This window comes from Hahella sp. HNIBRBA332 (assembly GCF_030719035.1).
GTDB lineage: Bacteria > Pseudomonadota > Gammaproteobacteria > Pseudomonadales > Oleiphilaceae > Hahella.
In genome coordinates, this window is record NZ_CP132203.1 from 3,305,258 (window position 1) to 3,324,659 (window position 19,402).

The 19,402-nt window shown below is 49.9% G+C and carries 20 protein-coding genes; 12 read left to right on the forward strand and 8 right to left on the reverse strand.

The annotated features are described in order from the left end of the window. The first annotated feature begins 24 nt into the window (after positions 1–24). The 11 genes from O5O45_RS14565 to O5O45_RS14615 all read left to right on the forward strand — a co-directional run bounded on the left by O5O45_RS14565 (position 25) and on the right by O5O45_RS14615 (position 8,675). On the forward strand, positions 25–507 hold the full coding sequence (locus O5O45_RS14565) for a DUF6484 domain-containing protein (RefSeq protein WP_305905936.1): 483 nt from the start codon (positions 25–27) through the stop codon (positions 505–507). A 68-nt stretch (positions 508–575) separates the two neighbouring features. Continuing rightward, complete coding sequence (locus tag O5O45_RS14570; RefSeq protein WP_216739476.1) at positions 576–1,037, forward strand: DUF4150 domain-containing protein; 462 nt, start codon at positions 576–578, stop codon at positions 1,035–1,037. 27 nt (positions 1,038–1,064) lie between these two features. Then, positions 1,065–2,123 (forward strand): DUF2169 family type VI secretion system accessory protein, encoded by a 1,059-nt coding sequence (locus O5O45_RS14575; protein WP_305905937.1) that lies wholly within the window; start codon positions 1,065–1,067, stop codon positions 2,121–2,123. A gap of 4 nt (positions 2,124–2,127) precedes the next feature. Next, a complete protein-coding gene (locus O5O45_RS14580) occupies positions 2,128–3,495 on the forward strand; it encodes a hypothetical protein (protein WP_305905938.1) in 1,368 nt (455 codons plus the stop codon). 12 nt (positions 3,496–3,507) lie between these two features. Further along, positions 3,508–4,623: a hypothetical protein gene (locus tag O5O45_RS14585; RefSeq protein ID WP_305905939.1), complete on the forward strand. Its 1,116-nt coding sequence runs from the start codon at positions 3,508–3,510 to the stop codon at positions 4,621–4,623. Further along, positions 4,620–5,462, forward strand: a complete 843-nt coding sequence (locus O5O45_RS14590) for an AHH domain-containing protein (protein ID WP_305905940.1) — start codon at positions 4,620–4,622, stop codon at positions 5,460–5,462. The genes O5O45_RS14585 and O5O45_RS14590 overlap by 4 nt, the downstream gene beginning before the upstream one ends. A 54-nt stretch (positions 5,463–5,516) precedes the next feature. Then, complete coding sequence (locus O5O45_RS14595) at positions 5,517–6,098, forward strand: imm11 family protein (protein ID WP_305905941.1); 582 nt, start codon at positions 5,517–5,519, stop codon at positions 6,096–6,098. 7 nt (positions 6,099–6,105) lie between these two features. After that, complete coding sequence (locus O5O45_RS14600) at positions 6,106–6,687, forward strand: imm11 family protein (RefSeq protein WP_305905942.1); 582 nt, start codon at positions 6,106–6,108, stop codon at positions 6,685–6,687. 10 nt (positions 6,688–6,697) lie between these two features. Beyond that, on the forward strand, positions 6,698–7,279 hold the full coding sequence (locus O5O45_RS14605; RefSeq protein WP_305905943.1) for an imm11 family protein: 582 nt from the start codon (positions 6,698–6,700) through the stop codon (positions 7,277–7,279). Positions 7,280–7,282: 3 nt separating this feature from the next. Beyond that, the gene (locus tag O5O45_RS14610) at positions 7,283–7,741 is read left to right on the forward strand and encodes a hypothetical protein (RefSeq protein WP_371747990.1); all 459 of its coding nucleotides are present in this window, start codon (positions 7,283–7,285) and stop codon (positions 7,739–7,741) included. 157 nt (positions 7,742–7,898) lie between these two features. Next, a complete protein-coding gene (locus tag O5O45_RS14615) occupies positions 7,899–8,675 on the forward strand; it encodes a hypothetical protein (RefSeq protein ID WP_305905944.1) in 777 nt (258 codons plus the stop codon). Between the two features lie 227 nt (positions 8,676–8,902). Here the strand turns inward: O5O45_RS14615 and O5O45_RS14620 are convergent, their stop codons facing one another. Beyond that, complete coding sequence (locus tag O5O45_RS14620) at positions 8,903–9,730, reverse strand: proprotein convertase P-domain-containing protein (protein ID WP_305905945.1); 828 nt, start codon at positions 9,728–9,730, stop codon at positions 8,903–8,905. 669 nt (positions 9,731–10,399) lie between these two features. Here O5O45_RS14620 and O5O45_RS14625 point away from each other — a divergent pair. Beyond that, positions 10,400–10,888, forward strand: coding sequence for an Hcp family type VI secretion system effector (locus O5O45_RS14625; protein ID WP_011398068.1), 489 nt, complete (start codon positions 10,400–10,402; stop codon positions 10,886–10,888). Between the two features lie 160 nt (positions 10,889–11,048). Here O5O45_RS14625 and O5O45_RS14630 read toward each other — a convergent pair whose 3' ends face one another. The 7 genes from O5O45_RS14630 to tssJ all read right to left on the reverse strand — a co-directional run bounded on the left by O5O45_RS14630 (position 11,049) and on the right by tssJ (position 19,201). Beyond that, positions 11,049–11,327, reverse strand: a complete 279-nt coding sequence (locus O5O45_RS14630) for a hypothetical protein (RefSeq protein ID WP_305905946.1) — start codon at positions 11,325–11,327, stop codon at positions 11,049–11,051. After that, positions 11,296–12,021: a PP2C family protein-serine/threonine phosphatase gene (locus O5O45_RS14635; RefSeq protein ID WP_305905947.1), complete on the reverse strand. Its 726-nt coding sequence runs from the start codon at positions 12,019–12,021 to the stop codon at positions 11,296–11,298. Before O5O45_RS14635 ends, O5O45_RS14630 begins: the two co-directional genes overlap by 32 nt. A gap of 70 nt (positions 12,022–12,091) precedes the next feature. After that, positions 12,092–12,784, reverse strand: a complete 693-nt coding sequence (tagF, locus tag O5O45_RS14640; protein WP_305905948.1) for a type VI secretion system-associated protein TagF — start codon at positions 12,782–12,784, stop codon at positions 12,092–12,094. A gap of 86 nt (positions 12,785–12,870) precedes the next feature. After that, entirely contained in the window at positions 12,871–16,329 is a 3,459-nt protein-coding gene (gene tssM / locus O5O45_RS14645) for a type VI secretion system membrane subunit TssM (RefSeq protein ID WP_305905949.1), read from the reverse strand. Between the two features lie 85 nt (positions 16,330–16,414). Then, positions 16,415–17,296, reverse strand: a complete 882-nt coding sequence (gene icmH / locus O5O45_RS14650) for a type IVB secretion system protein IcmH/DotU (RefSeq protein WP_305905950.1) — start codon at positions 17,294–17,296, stop codon at positions 16,415–16,417. A 106-nt stretch (positions 17,297–17,402) separates the two neighbouring features. Further along, a complete protein-coding gene (gene tssK / locus O5O45_RS14655) occupies positions 17,403–18,740 on the reverse strand; it encodes a type VI secretion system baseplate subunit TssK (RefSeq protein ID WP_305905951.1) in 1,338 nt (445 codons plus the stop codon). A 14-nt stretch (positions 18,741–18,754) separates the two neighbouring features. After that, positions 18,755–19,201: a type VI secretion system lipoprotein TssJ gene (gene tssJ / locus O5O45_RS14660; RefSeq protein WP_238384917.1), complete on the reverse strand. Its 447-nt coding sequence runs from the start codon at positions 19,199–19,201 to the stop codon at positions 18,755–18,757. Positions 19,202–19,402 lie beyond the last annotated feature (201 nt).

The following is a 19,402-nucleotide window of genomic DNA, read 5'->3' on the forward strand; positions in this document are numbered from 1 at the left end:
ACACCAAAGGAAAGAGGCGCGACCATGGGTGCAGTCAACGAGTTATTTGAATCCGTAGCGGAAACCGCCGCAACCCCAATTATTGGAAAACTGGTGGAAGTGGACGCTAAAGGTCGCGCATGGATTGACTTCCCCGGCAACAGCGAAGGCGCGCTGCTCGCCAAAACCACCATCACACTCCCCCCCAGCCAGGCCGTTCCAGGCCAACAATTGCTGATGTTATTCGAAGGCGGGCGCAAAAAATCTCCCGTCATTATCGGCGTCGTCGGCGAAGCGCTGGTTCCCAATGAAAGTCAGACGGTCGTGCTGCCTGTTGGTAAGACAGATGGCGCCGTTATAGATGGTAAAAAAGTACGTTTCGACGCGCGTGATGAAATTCAATTGGTGTGCGGCAAAAGCAGCATCCTGTTGCGAGCTGACGGCAAGGTCGTCATCAAAGGCAAAGATATTCTGAACCGCGCCATGTCATCCAACAAAATCAAAGGCGCCAACGTCGCGATCAACTAAGAACGGTTGCGTCGAAGACGACGCTGGGCGAATATACACGAGATTTCAAGAGATTAAGGAATATAGCAATGGGCGTTACAGTCGGCGTAAATCATATGTCCGTGGTGCACAAGGACAGCGGTGGAGTGACCATCTGTTTCCCGGATGTCTGTAAAACCCCCACGCCGGGTGGCCCTGTTCCTATCCCCTATCCCAACATCGCCATGTCCAGCAACTCGGCCAAGGGCGCCAAAAAGGTTAAATGCGACGGCAATCCCGTCTGTCTGAAAGACTCAAACTTCTCAACCAGTACCGGCGATGAAGGCGGAACGGCGGGGGGCGGGGTCGCTTCCGGCACTATCAAGAACAAGGCGGAGTTCTCCATGTACTCCTTCGACACCAAATTCGAAGGCAAAAACGTGCCGCGCGCCTTTGACATCATGCTGCACAACAAGATGAATACGCCGCCCTTCCCTGTGCTGCAGAAGCCCATCATAGCGATGCCGATCACTGAAAAACCAAAATGCATCATTTGCAAAAAAGAACTTTAATCTTCGGTCAGTGAATAACGATCAACAATGCCGCACCCGGAAATAACCAATAAAACCCCTTTTGTTGTTGAGCCCCTTTACCTGAATGATGAAGAGTTCGTCCCCGTCCTGACACTGGTTGTGAAGGCGACTTATGACATCGTCGGCAACCAGCAGCTACGACTGGCGGACGAACAGGCGCCGCTTTGTTTAGCTGGCGAATACTGGGGGGAACCTGGCGAGTCCAGCCTGAAATACGAGCCTGAATGCGTCTACTTTAAACCTGCCGCCGATATTGTTCTGATCGGCCACGCCTATCCCGAGCGCAAAAACGACGCCAGCGTTAAAGTTGGCATCCGCGTAGGCCCGGCAAGAAAAATTGTGCAAGTGTTCGGAGACCGGCACTGGACAATGGGACCTTCCCACCCCATCGCCACCGCTCCTGCGCACTTCGAGAAAATACCGCTGATCTACGAGCGCGCATTCGGTGGCAAAGATCCCCGTGGCGACGATGGCGAAAAAATCAGCCAGGAATCTCGCAATCCCATGGGAGTGGGCTATCGCGATCCGCTGGAAGATTTCGAAGAAGGTACTCCTCTGCCAAACCTGGAGAATCCGGACGATCTGATTCGCGCTTACAATGATGCGCCAGCGCCCGTCGGTTTCGGCTTTATCGAGGGCCACTGGGAACCGCGCATAAAATACGCGGGCACCTACGATGAAACCTGGGAGAAAACGCGTAAGCCCTTACTCCCTTTTGACTTCAACAAGAAGTTTTACAACGCCGCATCGCCCGGACTGGTGTTGGACGGCTATCTGGCAGGCAACGAAGAAGTCACTATAGTGAATGCTTCCCCTCGTGGCCGCCTGCAGTTTTTCCTGCCCAACCTGCCTGCGCCGGAATGTCACGTGCAGCTTCAAGGCGGAGCTGGCGTTCTTAGGGACAAAGGCGAACTGGATACGCTCATCGTCAACACCGACGAACATAAGGTGTTCCTGATTTGGCGCTGCGTCATACCGCTTAACGGCGGCTTTAACAGCGTAGCGGAAATAAACGCCCAGATCCCCGGCGTCGAAGTCATGAAACACGTGAAACTGGAGTCTTAGATACATGGGAGCAGGACCTCTTAACTTCGCTCCTGTAGACGAGTTTTGTCGTCAGCTATATTTGGAGCACCTGGAAGAAGCGTCTTTTCTATACAACAGCTATCTCGCATGGAGAAATGACCCGGAAATAACCTGGAGAGATCTTCAAGATCTGGAAGACCGGTTGGATGCGCATATTTTCGCGCTCACATCAGGCGGCGATGCGGCCAAGCAAACCTGTCTGAAGCATTTGTCAAAAGCCGACTCAGGCGAGATCTACGCCATCGCCAGATTTTTCTGTCAGGCGCATGACGGGCAATGCATTTCTCTGTTGTGGGAAACCTTACTGAAAGGCATCGACGATGAGCTTGAGGAAGAGTCTGAAGAATATGACAAGGTAACCGCCGCCGCACGCGCACTGCGCCAGGACTACCCTCAAGAGTGGCGCATCAAGCTGGCGGCGATTTTGGAAACCACTCACCATAAGTTGTTTCCGATTATCGCGTCAGCTGTAGCGATCACCCGCAAAATGTCGGACAAGGGCGCTAAAAACCTTCTTGAGAACATGCCTTCTCCCTTTCTTTCAAGCGCGCTAGAAAATGTAGCGGAGAACCATACGACAAGCCACGCCAAGCTGCTTTATCCGCTGTTAGAACATGATTCCAACGCAGTGCGGCAGTTGGCGGCGGTGGGGATGTTGCGACTCGGCGAAACCCACGTTCTCCCTCAGTTGCTCAATCAGCCGCTGGTGTTTGCGATCCCTATTGCTCTGGCCGGCATCAGGCAACAAATGCAGATTGTTCTGCAGGCCATCAATAAAAAAGAACTGAATATCGATCTGATTGCCGCATTAGGCATCAGCGGCGATCTCAGAGCCGTGAACTTTTTATTGCCTGCCCTGGCTGACGATGAATTGGCCTATCACGCCGCGCACGCGTTGAATCTATTGGTCGGCGCCAATCTTTATGAAGAAGCCTTTCATGAAGAGCGTTTTTTTGAAGAAGATCTGTTTGATCATGAAATTGCGGACTTTAAGAACGGTAAATCTCCCCAGCATCCAGGCGGACGCCCCTATGGCGAGAACATAGAGCAGCTCTCCCGGGACCCGGCGAAATGGCGCCAATGGATGCTGGATAATGAGAGCCGATTTGATCCGGCTTTACGCTACCGTTATGGGGAACCCGCCTGCCCACAAACTATCGGCAGAAGTTTGGCCAGCCCTCGTACGCCCGACTTCCTGCGCCGCTGGATTCAGTATGAACTGTGCATCCGGTTCGGACTCGGCGCGCCGTTCTCGGTAGAGAACCCCGTCAAACAGCAATATAGACAGTTATCCGGCATCGCCCAGTGGGTGCAAGAGCACGGATCAGCCCATACTCCAGGACAGTGGTAAGAGAGCCTTCCTATGAGCACCCCACAGGACTTTAATACTGAGCTTCCTATCGCCGTCAGCGAAGTCGGCGCGATCACTTCCGTAGGAAGAGGTATGCAGGACAGCTTCGCCTCGATCCTCGCCGGCATGTCCAGAAGCACTGAAGTGAGCGGGTTTAAAGTGTTCGATGGCGATGAGCACGACATGGTTCCGTTAATCGGACACCCGGTCGCCGCAGTCACTGAGGGCTTTTCCGCCCTTGCCCGCTGGCGCCTGTTGGCGGACCACGCTCTGGGCAATCTTATCCAGCGTGGTAAAACGCCCGGAGCCAAACTGACTCAGACGCCCACCGGCTGCGCAATCGTCTTGCCGACCCTGGAAGGCGACCGCTTCTACTATGACCGCAGAATACGCCCTCCTTACAGCTCTGAAAGCCTGCTCAGCGGCTTGCTGATCAAGCACGAACTCAACATACCGCTGGAACAGCGGGGATATTTTTGCAGTGGCCATGCCGGGATCGGTGAGGCAATTCTCGCTTTAAAAAGTAAAATGGAAGCTGGCGCGATTCACCGGGGCATTATCATAGCCGTCGACTCGATGCTGGATGGCTTCTCTCTGCTTTGGCTGAACGAAGCCGGGCGTCTGAAAACGCCTGACTCCGCCCACGGCCTGGCGCCGGGAGAGGCGGCAGTAGCTTTGATTCTGGAGCGGGTCGATGCCCTGCAGCAACGCGGGGGCAAGCCGATGGTCTGGCTGAAAGCCACTGCCTGCAGCGAAGACGATTATGGATTCTGGCAAATTGGCCGCACCCAGGGGCGCGGATTGATCAATGCGTTGAATCAAGCCATGCAGAACTTCGGGCCGGACTTCCAGACAGAACTCTATACCGATATTAACGGAGAGCACTGGCGCAGTACTGAGTTAGGCATGGCGATTCCCGGTTCATCAATTGGACCAAGCCTGGCGGGCGGATTCAAAGCAGTGGCGGAGTCAGTGGGCGAAACAGGCGCCGCCAGCGGCGCGCTGAATATCGCCATCGCCGCCCAGGCATTAGCCTTGGGACAATCCCAGGCGCCCTACGCGACGATCCTGTCCAGCTCGGATTACGGCGACACCTGTGCGTGCATATTACAAAAGGCGATGTTATGAGCAAAAAGCAAAAGTCAGAAGGACCTCATGAGTGTTACACCGATGGCTATGGCCCGCACAAAACGGTGCAAGGCATGGAGGGCGGTTCTTGCCTGGCTCGTCATGAACAGTCTTACAAGAAAAACAACAGCTGCTCTTATCGTTGGCAGGGCGTAGAAAAAGCCAAAACAAAACCCGGCTGCGACGCCTACAATGCACACCCAAACACAAAATATCACATCACAGGCAGAGGAACCGGCCCTGTCGCCACCTCCAACCTGTCTAACTACACCAAAGACGGCAGCGGCCACGACGGCGTAGCGGGCAAAAGCTTCACCAGCAAAAAAGGTGATGCACTGACTTTAGTAGAAGTAAATAACTTCACCACCGGCTTCGCCCCTTACGGCAATCAGGTGCATCATATAGTTAATATCAGTTCGGTAAGGAACGGTATTGAAGAAATAGCGAAAGATCTACCCGACCTTAGAGTATTAATCGTTAATGGTTTGCTGGATGAAAAGTACAATATTAACTATAAAGACAACAGCCTGATACTGCCGACACAAAGAAGCGCTTCGGCCAAAACCGGCCTTCCCTCTCACTACGGGAGCCACCCTTCTTATAGCAAGGACATATTGCAGCATGTGAAGCAGGCTTTGCAGCCCTACAAAAAAATCGCAAATGAAATGAAAAAGAACAAGCCTCACAGCAAACCCGACCCAGTAGAGCTGAAGAAGAAATTAGAAGACGCATCAAAGAAACTTTATAAAGAAATTATGGGAGATGCGGCGGCTAATCGGGCAAAAGCTAAAGCGACAAAGATTAATGATGTATCGCCAAAAAGCTTGCTGGCCCGTTAAAGCTATAGACCTTCTTCCAATCTACTTTAATACTCTCAATTCCAAGGAAAGCATATGAAATACTTTCTATTCGATTTCTTAGGCGATAAAAAAGAAGAAAAATACTGCTTTACGTCCAAAACTCCTGATGGCGGCATTGACTCGTACGACCTAATCGCAGGGTTCCGCTTGTCGGATGAATACCCTGATGGCATAGAGGAAGTAACTCTGAGCTTGGAAGACCAATTTCCAGGCGTTGAGCTGGCTTCCTTCATCGGCAATACTGATAAAATGCTCGCTTTCAACAAAAAAGCCGCCACGCTCATCACTTCGATGAGCGAGTCTGAAATAGAGGTAGTTCCATTTATCCTCTATAACCAAAAAGGCAAAGTACATAGCACAGACTATGTCTTCCTTAATCCAGTTGGAGATAGAGACTGCATCAATTGGAAAGAGTCTATCTGCACTCGTGACTCCGAAGGGGATATCTCTACCTACGACAAAGTTGTCTTTTCAAAAGCAAAACTAAATGAAGCGCCTCACATATTCAGAGTGAAAAATCATATTGGTTACTGTTTGTTCAGCGAAGATTTGGTCAAAGCCCTACTGGATGCAGGCCACACAAACTTAGTATTCAAGGATATTGAAGTCGCCTGATTTAAGCATGAAATACTTTCTCTTTAATTGTTTAGGGTATAGAGATAAAGAAGAGTATTGCTTTACAGTAAAAACGCCTGATGGAGGCATTGACTCCTATGACCTAATTGCAGGATTCCGCTTGTCGGATGAATATCCAGATGGAATAGAAGAAGTTACCTTAAGCCTAGATGATAAGTTTCACGGTTTAGAGCTTGCATCCTTTATTGGAAACGCCTGCAGAATGCTTGCGTTTAGCGTATCAGCCGCTCAAATAATTACGTCCATCAACCAAGCCGAGACTGAAACCATCCCCTTCACGCTACTCAATAGCAAAGGCAAAGTACACAGTAACGATTATGTATTTATTAATCCTGTAGGAAGCTGGGATTGCGTAAGCTGGAAAGAGTCGCATTGTGAACGGGATGAAGAGGGAGATATTGAGTCCTATGATAGGCTTGCATTCTCCAAAGACAAGCTAGTGGGCGCTCCACATCTCTTTCGCGTAAAACACAAAACCAGCTTATATTTATTTAGCGAAATTCTGGTTAAAGCGTTACTAGACGCTGGCCATACAAACCTAATGTTTGAAGATATCGAAGCAGTCTGACAGGCTTGATATGAAATATTTCCTCTTCAACACCCTCGGCGACAACAGCAACGATGGCTACTGTTTCACCTCTGACACACCCGAAGGAGGCGTTGATTCCTGGGACTTAATCGCGGGATATCGCATAGCTGACGAATATCCAAATGGAATTGAAAAAACCGTGCTGAGACTGGAAGAAGAATATCCAGGCCTTGTCCTGGCTTCCTATATTGGAAACGCTGATCGTATGCTTGCTTTTCGCAACGATGCTGCGAAGGTCATTATAGATATCAACCAGAATGAGACAGAAATCATCCCCTTTACTCTACTTGACTACAAAGGCAAAGTTAGAAGTGAGGATTATGTCTTCATCAATCCTGTTGGCGCTGTAGATTGCCTTAACTGGAAGAAATCTATTTGCACTAGAGATAATGAAGGTAACATTGAAACTTACGAAAAGTTAGTTTTTGCAAGAGAAAGTCTAGAGCATACTCCTCACTTATTTCGCATTAGATTCAATAGTAGCCTCTACCTATTTAGTGATCTGTTAGCAAATACTTTGCTGAGCAAAGGTCATACAAACCTAATATTTAAGGACATTGAAGTCGCCTAAATAATGAAATACTTTATATTTAATTCTCTAGGTGACACTGATAACGATAGTTACTGTTTCACCTCAAAATCTCCTGAAGGTGGGATTGACTCTTATGACTTAATTGCCGGCTTCAGACTGTCTGATGAGTATCCGGACGGTATCGAAGATGTTTATTGGCATCTTGGAGATAACTTTGTAGGACTAGAGCTTGCATCTTATATCGGAAACACGCACAGAATTCTCGCGTTTAATAAAAGCGCAGCAAACCTGATAACCTCAACTACTCAATCTGAGATCGAAATCATCCCATTTACCTTATTGGACTATAAAGGAAAGGTGCATAGCAGAGACTATGTCTTCATCAACCCAGTAGGTTCCTTTGACTGTATTAACTGGAAAGAAACAGTTTGTAACCGTAGAAAGAATGGTGACGTAGCCAACTATGAAAAACTAGTCCTTAACAAAGAAAAAATCCGATAACCTCCCCCATATATTCCGTATTAAATATTTGACCGCTGAATATATATTCAGCGAAACTCTGGTTAATGCACTACTAAATGCCGGACATACAAATTTGGTTTTTAGCGGAATTGAAATCCATTAAGATAGAGCAAGCCAAACTTACGGAACCTTTATTATGAGCTCACCCTACCTCGAAGATTATAAGGAAAACGCAGAGTACGAACTGGAAATAGCCCTTCCTATCGCAACAAAAGAAACTCTGACCAACATGCAGGCGCAATCGGTATGCATGTACTTTCGGCAGCGAGGCGCATGCGAATTACTGCTGACCGGTGAGCCAGACGCCTTGTATGTCAACCTGATGCAAAGCGCCGCACTACATCAGCACTACCTTCACTTTGCGCCGGAGAACGACAAAGTCACCAGCCGGGCAATGCCTTTCTATGACGCCATTGGCGGAGGTTATTGGGAGTGTGCGGAAGATATCGCAAAACATAGTCGCCTGACCTGGAATCAAAAACATGAGCTGGAAGAGGACTTTCTTTTTGTCCTGTTCATCATCAAACACTTTTTCCTTGGCGCAGACGAAGATGAGTGTAGAAGTATTATTGAACGTCACGACGAAGCTGCGGAAGGCGCAGACTCAGAATACAGAGATGTTTGCGAAGCTTTTCTCGACGAAGACAGCGATGCCTTGCATGACGCCATCTGCGCCTTATTGGATGTGCGGGCGGCGAGACTGGATAAAATGGCCGAAAATGAGTCGCTTCCTGATGAGATATTGGCCTGGTCCCGTTATTTTTCCATTGAAGCATTCGCCTTGCTGCGCTTAGCAGAGAAAAAAGGGATAAAGACGACAATAAACTACTCCCAGATCCCAGAGGTCGCCAGAAAGTCTCCTGGGTTTAAGTTTGAGCCCGACTCTTGGAAGTCGCTGCGCTTCGCGCCTTAAGACTGCTTAAACGCCATTAGATTGTTGATCCGCGAATGCATGAGGGCTTAACAGCCCTCTTGATACACATTCTTCCGGTAAACCCAACCACCAGAGCCCCTTCGCAGTACGCAGATATTTATTAAGTCTAAATCTGATGGGGCCTTGATAAACTCATCGGTTAGAGGCCGAATCTGGTCACTATGCCTTTTAAATCAGAGTCAGGCTTGCGCAGCGACCTAGACGATCTACTCGACCGTGACACTCCAGCTATCCAGAATCACGGGCGCTTTATAGGTTTTCCCATACCCCATGATAGTCAATGTCCAGTCTCCCTGAAGCTCCGCCAGATCCATGGGACCGATAATATATTGCTTACTCACGGAGCCCTCCCCCGTGCCCACCTTGCCGGTATAGCGTCCCAACTGTGTTCCGGAAGGACCTGTCAGCACAGCATTGACATACTTAATATCAAGGAAGTTCAAGGTGACGGCGGCGCTTTGCGCATTGTTCTCAAAAGGCACATTTAACTTGAACTGCTTCCAGGCGCTGCCCTCTGCGCCACGATCGATGCGGTTGGCTTTATCAAAGGTATAAATAGAAGGCCCATCAGTTTGATCGTCGTCACCGTCGTCTCCGGTAGTCTGCTTGCCATCGTCGATGGTAATGCTCCATTTATCCAGAGTAACTGGCGCGTCCAGGCTTTTACCGTACGCCAAAATGCGCAACGTCCAATTTCCACTGACCTCAGGGACTGACGTATGGTCAATAACGTACTGCTTACTCAAGGACCCCTCTCCTGCGCCAACGACGCCAGCGAAGCGCCCCACCATCATTCCACTAGGATCGGTCAACACGGCGTTAATGGATTTAGCGTCAGTTAAATTCAGGTTCACGCTGATGCTCTCTATGCTATCCACATAAGAGACAGGCAATACGATCTCTTTCCAGGTCGCAGAACCCGCATTGCGATCAATGCGAGTTGGGACGTCGTATTGAAAGGTGTCAGCAAGCGCCAGAGGAGCCAAACTCAGAGCCGCTAAAGCCGGCAGTAATAATCTTCCCAGTAACGCCATAGGATTCTCCCAGTTATAGATAGGTAGCCCCATGACAAGCGACGCTTGCTAAGAGCCTGTTTACACTGAAAAAAGAATACTAGAGGCGCACAACAACAGCACTCCTGCAAACACCCTATCAGCGCTGGTCATAGGTACTACGCAAATTGGAGAAGCTCACTACTTTGAGAGTGACTGAGTAAAAGTTCACCGCACCCGCCCCCATTTTCGTGAAGTCGATCACATTACCCTCAAAAAAGGAGGCGAAATAGGAAACCGAGTCACTGATGCTTCATATAAGAATTCATATTAATTAGTGTCAGAGTGACTTAATAAAAATGGTGTCAGAGTTAATCTGACCTGCGTCGTCTATATATGTATCTAAGGCGAAATAATAAGCATTTTAATAGTGCCAGAGTGAAGCCGAAGTACAGTTTAATTATCACCCAGAGTCACATTAAACCTCGGCTTAAATTAGTGTCAGAGTCGCTTTAATTTATTGAAAAACATGAAATTTTAACCTTGAAGATCAAAGTATATCCGCTCATACTGCAACCACGCTTTAGGTAACCCGATGCAGTAAAAGCGATAGAAATTTTCTGAAAAAATTTTGAAGGGTTTCCAAAATCTTCGACGCTTTATATCTCGAAGATGAATTAAAACAGATAACTCAAATAGAGGAATTTCAACATGGCTATTTACATGAACTACGACGGTCTGAAAGTTAAAGGCAACGTAACTGCTGAAGGCTACAAAGACTGGATTCGTCTGGACAGCTTCCAATTCGGCGTTGGTCGCCACATCACTATGGAAGCCGGCCACATGTCCAACCGCGAAGCTACTCGTCCTAGCATCAGCGAAATTTCCGTTTCCAAACTGATGGACACCGCTTCTTCCGGTCTGTTCAAAGAGTCTTTGACTGGTACTGCTGGAGTTAAAGTTCTGGTTGATATCGTTCGCACTCAAGCTGACAAAATCGAGAAGTACGTTTCCTACGAAATGGAAGACGTAATGGTAAGCAGCTACAGCGTTTCCGCTGGCGCTGAATCCGCTCCAGCTGAGTCTATCTCCCTGAGCTTCTCTAAAGTAACTATGTCTTACACTGCTGCTGACAAGAAGCACGCTGGCAAGACTCCAGAGCGCGTTGGTTACGACCTGGAAGCTGGCAAAAAGATCTAATTTGGATCTGGAGTCGCTCCTTTGCGAGCGACTCGCCAAGCAAACAAAAAAGGCGAGTGGGATTTCCCGCTCGCCTTTTTTGTTGTAGTTGAAATATATAACTGGTTAGCTCAACCCAGACCGTCACAGGACGGCCCAAATTCGAGTTAAAAGCGAAATGTTAGCGCAGGATAAGATAGAAACCTGCGACACCAGCCGCCACGCAGCAAGACGCCACCAGCGTCAATAGAATATTCCTGAAGCGGGATTTGGTAATTGCTGAAACTTTATTGACGTGCGCTCTCTCTTCTAAAAGCTGTTCCAAAGCCACACGTCTCAGGCGACGCACTTCTCCCCGACCGATCTGCCCCCTTAGCTGCTGATGATTGATGCTCATCAGATCAGGATGCAGCTTGCTCCCGCACCCTTCAGTGCGCTTGGAGGGCGATAAAGGTGACATTATCTTTCGCATCCCCGTTTAAGGTTTCTGTTAGCAGCGTGTCGGCCGCCTCGCTCAGACTTTTAATTTGCATAGCTTTCGCTAAACCAGCTTCTCCAACTTCGTTGTACAGGCCATCCGTGCAAATTAAAAACCGGTCAGAAGGCTCAACCAGTATAGCGTTAACATCCACGCACAACTGCTCATGCACGCCAACGGCGCGGGTGAGCATGTTACGAAAGCTGCTTTGCTCCGCCTGTGCGGGCGTCATATCGCCCTTATCAACCAGCTCCTGCACCTTGCTATGATCATGCGTGATACGATGCAGCTTATGATTTCGCATGAGATATACGCGGGAATCACCAGCCCAAACCGCAACCGCCACTCCATATCTGACAAACAGGCAAGCTACCGTCGAACCAACTTTGCTGCCGTTCAGTTCTTGCTGCGCATAGGCCAGCAAGTCATCGTTCGTTTTGATCAAAGCGTCTTCAATTTGCTCAACCACATCCACCAAATATGCTCGCAGCGGCAGATGATCAAGCTGCTCGACAATCTTCTGACTGGCGACCTCGCCGGCATGATGCCCGCCCATGCCGTCAGCCACCGCCCACAGCCCACCTGCATCCCGGGCCAGCGCAGCATCTTCATTATGTTTTCTAACATTGCCCACATGCGTGCGCAGCTCAGACTTCCAGTTAAGGTGGTTCGCCATGAAAATTACATCTGTTCACAGGTCGCCGGACGCTGGTAGCGCCCGATGAAAAAGGTCCGATTTTCCATTCCTATTTATCGTTCCATCCCCACTGCTGCCATTTTCCATCGAGGAAAGCTGTAAATCCTTGAAATTTAGGCAATCTTTCTGCTGTGACAAATCTGGGCGACACCCAGGTGGACCCCTGAGTCCACCAAAAGCTATGCGGCTCTTCCTGCTTCATAAGCATGACGTCCAACGCCCCAATCGCCACAGGGAAAGTGGACTCATCCTCTTCAGGAATCTCCAGGCTGAGGCTTTGAATAGAACCACCCGCCAGAGACTTCTCAAGCGGCGGCGTCATGGCAGCAAGCTCCGACCGAAACTCTCCAAAATCAATAATCTGCTCAAGCAAACGCCCAATCAGGGTTTCCAACGTTTCGTACCACTCGCCATTGCTCAATAAGGTATCCACATAACTAATACGAGAGCTCAGCGGATGCAGCACAGTGAACGGAAAATATCGACCGACACTGTCAACGCTCGGACACCACAAACCAATCCACGCTTGCTCATCGAGGACTTTGGGCATAATCATGAAGCGCCACCAAGGCGCCACCAGATAATAGTCCAGCCAACGCTGCCCCAAAGATTGCTGACTTGCGTACAGACTGTTCTGCAGCCATTTATCCCACGCTGAACCAAATCCGCCAGGCAGGTTCAGCTGGATGAAGTCCCCCGATGACGGCAATTTGCCGAAATAGCCAATAGACGAGTTATTCACTTGCTCCCCATATTCGCTTATCAAGCCTTACCATCCCAACCCAATTAGAACAGCTAATTAGTTCTGTTTTCACTACGTTCAACTCTCTATAAACTGCTCGGACAGTTGTATCGTTTTATCCATCCAGGCGTGAAGGGATTAACCGTACTACTGGCGAAAAGCTCCATTTCTCCATTGCGGTGATCCACACTGATCAATACGTTATACAGACGGGAATTGCTTCCTTTATTCACCTTGTGAGCGTCCAGCAACCGGAACAGCCCCCAATCTCCTTCATACGCATCTGTGTGCAGAGTTTCATTCAAGTCTTCGAAGACCACTCTGGCTCCGCTCTTATCCGCCGGCCAGTCCATACTCATTTTCAACTGAGGACCATGGGTGTAGCGCAATCGCTGACTGCCAACCTCGAAATCGAAACGACGAACGGTGTTATCCAGTTTATGCGGTTTTACCTGGAAGCGTACGTGCGGGTCTTCACCTTTATCACCAAAGAACACGCGGCGGATAGAGTCAGCGACTTGCATCTGCTGTAAGGCCTGGCTGCTAATGCCTATGCCACGCCCATCCACGCCCTTGGCGCGCCATGAAGAGGTAATGAACGGCGCAATATTCGCCTTCACAAAGCTATCTTCAGTCCCTCCAGGCTTAAAGAATGCAGCGAAGTCGCTCAATGAAGCGTCACTGGAAGATTTGGAAGAGAACGGGTAGTTCTTCGCCAGCGTCTTTTGGAAGACGGAGTACACTTCTCTGTTCCACGCTGCGCTCAAGTGCGATCCGCCTGCGCCCAACAATACCTTCCAGCTTTGGTCGCCCATCGACTCCAGCCATCCTTTCAAATAACCAGGCGCTCTTGACGCCGTGACACGCAAAGCTTTGACGGGATCTTCGCCGCCGCTGAAGCGAGCCAGCGCGAACTTGAAAGCAGCCTCAGATGAATTTGGCGCCAGCGATGTCTCCTCCAGCTTGTCGAATATGCCGCGCAGCTTCTCCCAATAACGGTCAATTTCTTTATCTTCCATCAGCCTGTGCAGCGACTTGAAGGCGTCATCCACCGGCGTAGGCTCACGTTGCTGCGCCACCAGATTGGCCGCCGCATCCAACGCCTGTCCAGTGCGACCGCTAACATTTGCGTCTGGAATTGGGGGCGTCAGCAGTGTTTCTTTGCTGGCGCGGTTCAGCAGAGTCAAAATTGGAGATTGAGTACGGTCCAGATTATTGGCCAGCTTGTTGCGAGCCACATCCATAGAGCCGAAATCGACCACTTTGGGTGAGTTCAACGCCCTGTTCCAAACATCGATATAGTCGGTGAAATAGAGCTGCTTGATCTTCTCTACAATGTTCTCAACATCTTTTTCAGAGAAGTCTTCTTCGACCTGCGCCCCAAGAATCCATTGCTCGCTTGAGTAACGTTTCACCAGATTGGAGTCAGGAGATAGATCCAGCTTGCCATATCCCGCTTTGGTATATAGACGTGGAATTTTCAGATCCGAGCTTACTTGCGAATCCACAACGAACGTACCAGCGAAATCCACGCCCAAGTCGTCACGCAAATTCAGGAAACCTGCAAACTCAGGCTGACGCTTGATTTGCTGATAGATACGTCTCTCGATCGGAATGGTTCTCAGCTTTTCCCGACTACGTTCAACAACCGTATCCTTCAGCGTCAAATCCGTGAAATTGCTGTCCAGCACTTGGTTCAAATGCGTTTTCAGAGCACTCTGTTCAGACGCCTTACCAGGAAGCTTCTCTTCCCAATAACGCGCAAACCAAGCCTTGATTTCATTATTGTCGCGAACTCGGCTGTTCCCCATCATCAGATAGACACGAAGAGCCTCATATATGGCGTCGTTGTTATCCTCCGTGACCAATACGCCTTCTAGCCTTTGACGCAACAGCGGCGTTAAAAAGTGGCGCAGCGAAGCATCGAAAGTATTTTCGGTTTCTGCGACAACTCCAGAGTCATAAAGACCTAAATTGCTCAACCAGGGATGGTCCACTTCAGAGTAAAGCTGCTTAGCGTCTTCCAATGGCTTCAATATATCCAACACTTGCTCGAATTCATTCGGTTCAGGATTGGCCGTCGCCAATTGATTATGCTTATTCAGCAACTCCTGAATATCCGCCATCATGTTCTGTGTGCTCACCACACTTGAAGTCCACGCGGCAAGTGCGCCGCCAAAGGCCAGCAAAAGGGTGATGAAAGCGACGCGACGCGTCCACTTTATACGGCCTTCGTAGCGGGTATTTAATGTAGCAATTTCCGCTTCGGGGAAAATAACCTCTTTCAACAGTTTATTCAGGAAGAAGCTTTTGCCTGCGCCTGGCGCATTAGCGGCGACGTTATAGTTGATGCCATAGTTTGAAGAGAGGTTCGCCAGAATCCGGTCGATCGGGCGTCCTTCCTGGGTGCCGCTGGTGAAATACACGCCGCGGAGCAAGGATTGTTTTTCGAAGCGGCTGGTTTTGAAAACAGACTTGATAAAGCTATCAAGCACTGAGCGCATGTTTTCCACTTGCCCAGGAAAAGCGAGAATCTTAGAGCGGCGGCGGGTGTCTCGCTCTTGATGCGCCCGCCAAATCACTCTCTCATTCAATCGTTTGACCAATGCCTCGAATTCGGGAGCGAAATACTCCGCCGTTTGAGATGCATTCTGATCTTCAGTGTTGGGGAAGGTCATCCCCCAAACTTTTTCACGCTCTGTAGCGCCAAGATTCTCAAAAAACTCATTAAAGCCGGAGATAAGATCCGCTTTCGTGAAAAGAAAATAAATGGGGAAGCGGACCTGGAAATTCTCAGCCAGTTCCTGAATTCGATTGCGAATACGCTCTGCATGTTGCATGCGCTCCGCTTCGCTGGAGCTCAACAAGTCCTGAACGCTCACCGCCAGAAGAACGCCGTTGATCGGCCTGCGCATACGGTGTTTTTTCAGCAGCGCGAGGAAGTTACGCCAGCCGGTGCGATCCTGGGCCGCGTCGCTGTCCTGAGTTGTGTAACGACCGGCCGTGTCTATTAACACGGCTTCGTCAGTGAACCACCAATCACAGTTACGGGTACCGCCAACACCGCCAATTTGCTGTAATCCCAGCTTTTCTTTCAGCGGAAAATGCAGTCCGGAGTTGATCAGCGCAGTCGTTTTACCTGCGCCCGGCGGCCCAATGATGATGTACCAGGGCAACTGATAAACTGAACGCCGGCCCGCCTTGGTGTCGAACTTTGCGGTGCGCAGGAGACTCATCGCCTCACGGAAGCGCTCGCCAACCACTCTCGCTTCCTCATCAGATGCAGAGGGTTTGGCTTCTTCTTGTATCGCCTCCACCATGGAGTTGTTTTGCTTACGCTGTCCCAGCATTTTGATCAAGAAGATAATGGTGGCGACAAACCAGACGCAAAGTATGACGACCAGTCTGACCGCCCCTGAAGCGGGCTCCGCCTTTTCTCCGAAGCGGACGTAATCGGCCCCGAACCATATCACCAGAGAAAGCGCTATAAGTCCCACTACCGTCAAAAACCGTGGGTCAATCATCCATTTAAAAAAGCGGGACATAAGTCTCCTCATGCAACCGAAAAAGAGAGTTCAAACTACAAGACCGGGTATCCGATTCGGGGAGCAGTCCGATCGATTCATCAACTTAGGACTGATACTTCTGCGTCAGTTCCTGAAGCTGCTGTTCCTGCGCGTCGGTCACCGTACCCAGCCAATAGCGGAAGCCGCTATAACTCAGCAACAATGCCGCGGCCATAATGGAAGCGACAACCCACAGCGGCACGTATTCCGAAATACGTTTTTTCGCAGGCGTGGAACCTCGCCAACGAGGAGACAGGTCCCCGTCGAACTCGCCGCGCTGCATCTGAATGGTGCGCACCAAGTTATCGCGAATTGTCTCCAGATAATCTCTGCCGCGAGGATCCAGCTTATATTTCCCTTCAAAGCCCAAGCTCAGGCACACGTATATCAGCTCAATCAGATCGATATACTTGGCCGGGGTCGCCAGTATCTTGTCCAAAATCAGGAATACTTTCTCACCGCCCACGTTCTCGCGATGGAACGTGCTGAGAAGAGTCGCTCGCGACCAACCAACCTCCGCTCCCCAAGGGGTATTCATGATCGCCTCGTCCAGTGCGGAGCACAAAACATAGCGAGCTGAAAGTACTACATCAGAGGCGACGCCCTTCGACTGCGCTTCGGACTCAAATCGGCGGATCTGCTGAATAACCTGCTGGCGTAACTGATTGGGGTTTTGCACCTGAACGGTCTGACGCAACTCTCCCAGTAACGCAATCAGCTCCGAAGCGCTGGCGGTAAGAGGGTTCAACCCCTGCTTTACATCCAAGCCCTGCCCGCTGTCCATAGAGCCGGGAGGAGGCGCAGGCGCCTGATGGGGCGCAAAAGCCGTCGGCGGAGGCTGTGTAGACAGCCCTCCTGAAGAACGCCCGCCGGGAGTGGGTACAATAACTGTACGATCACCGCCGCCAGCGCCACCGAAAAATGTTTTATCAGAATCGTTGCTCATGACTTCTAATCTCGCTCAAAGCCGTCCATTTGCTTCATATTAAAACGCCGCGTCTCGCAATGAAACGCGGCGAGGGCTAAACGCCTCTCTTCGAAGCAAAAAACGATTAATCCCTGATTGCCCAAAACTCCATTTCCAAACCTGGGAAATCCGCGCCAATGTGCACGGCAAAACCGCTGGATTGCGCCAAAGCTCGCCAGTAATCGCTATTGCGATCTAACTGGAAGTAGGTGAAACCGGTATGGAATGGAATTTGTCTCGGAGCCACTGGCAAGGCTTGCAGCCCGATACCTGGCAACGCAGCATTGATCAAGTCGCGAATACGTTCGACCGGCGCAATTTTCACCTGGCTTGGGAAGCGACTGCGGATCTGATCCGACTTCATCTGCGCTTTGACCGCCAGTATATACGTCGCCTTCTCCACCAATGACCGGTCCGTAATCGGAGATACATAAATACCATAGCGACGCTCAACCAGATCCAAAGACACGGCGGAGGTTTCGCTCACCGTATTCATGTACTGATTCAGAATCTGCATCAACTGCGGGATGGATTTCTCCAACTCGTCATGATGATACGCAGGCATGGTCGCGGGAGGTCGGCGCTGAACACTGGTGAACGTCGAAAGCTCACCGGCTATTTGCATTAATTCGCCGAACACGTCCACAGGATGTAGCGGGCGAATTTGCGCCAAGTGCAGCAACCACGGCTCAACCCGGTTGATCATTTGCAGCATCAAGAAATCCGCAATCTCGGAAGTGCCCTGTCTGCCGCTGTCTCTCAGTCGGCCAGCCAGCGCTTCCGCGCGCAGATTCAAGCTGCCCGCCACTTCCTGCAACAGGTTGGCCAGACGTGGATGCGCTCTTACATCCAGCATGGGAGGGATAAACTGAGAATCGAGAACAATTTCTCCATCGTCCCGTTTATCCTGTATCCGTGCGATAGGCAACACGGCGTAACCACTGCGGTCTTCTCTTTCCAACAGGATACGAAAACGCAGTTGTCCAATCTGAATTTTGGAGCTGTCGCTATGCTCGGAGGTGGAGTCGAAAGTCTCCAACTCACGGGCGTTAAACCGCACCAGAGTCTGATTGTCCTCTTCCAGATGCGTATCTGGCGAGCCTGGACGCTTAACGGGGATACCCAGATAAACAGTTTGATTCTGGAGCCCTTTCTCAGGCTCCAGAATATCAAGCTCAGAATCTATGTCTGGAACGTTGAACGGCGTTCCATCAGGAAAAATACCTCGGCAGCGATTAATGGAGAACTTTCCAAGCTTTAGGACTTGGCTATCGATTTCCAGATCGTAAAATCCCCAGAAAAAAGCCTTTAGAGGCTTGCAACGAGCTTCCAACAACGATTCATGGTAACGATCCTGTTGCTGAAAGTGCTGCGGACGAAGGAACATCCCCTCCGTCCATACGACGCGATTTTCAAATGACATCGAATAGCCCCGGATTAATCCTTGATGCGCATGCCAAGGCGGTCAACGAACAGATCCAGTTTGTTGCTGGTGTTCTGGTCGATTTGGAAGACCACTTTGGTGGAAGCGTCGTCGTAACGGATATATTCCGCCATGACGCCGATATAATGAGTGCGCTTATCGAAGGTGAAGGTCTCTTCCCTCAATTCGCCCGGGGTCAATTCTTTCAATTTATAAGTCTTCACCAGATCACGGCCCAATACTTCTTTGGCGCTCTGGAACAAAGCTATGAATTCTTCCTGATCAAACTGACGATCATTTTCCAGCTCGAATATATTCAGAATAACAGGAGAGGCCCGACCGTCTTCATTCGGATTGACGTCGTTGGCGCCGTGAATCCTCAAAGTGACGGTGGTTTCCCGTCCGGTCCATTTGCCTACAGTCGTACACCCGGCCACCGTCAAGGCCAAGAGCAACAACATAGCCCAATTTCTGAAAGAAGCCTGGCATCTCATGAACAAAAGTCCTCCATATTTATAGATTCGCGCCATCTAAACTATGTAATCAGCCCAAGCGCACTATCAAATGCGCCCAGGCAAATCTTATAAATTATAATGCTCTACAGGACAATTTCTGTCGTCCCGCAACTGTTTCCCTTTAATATGAGAAAGAATGCAGCCAAA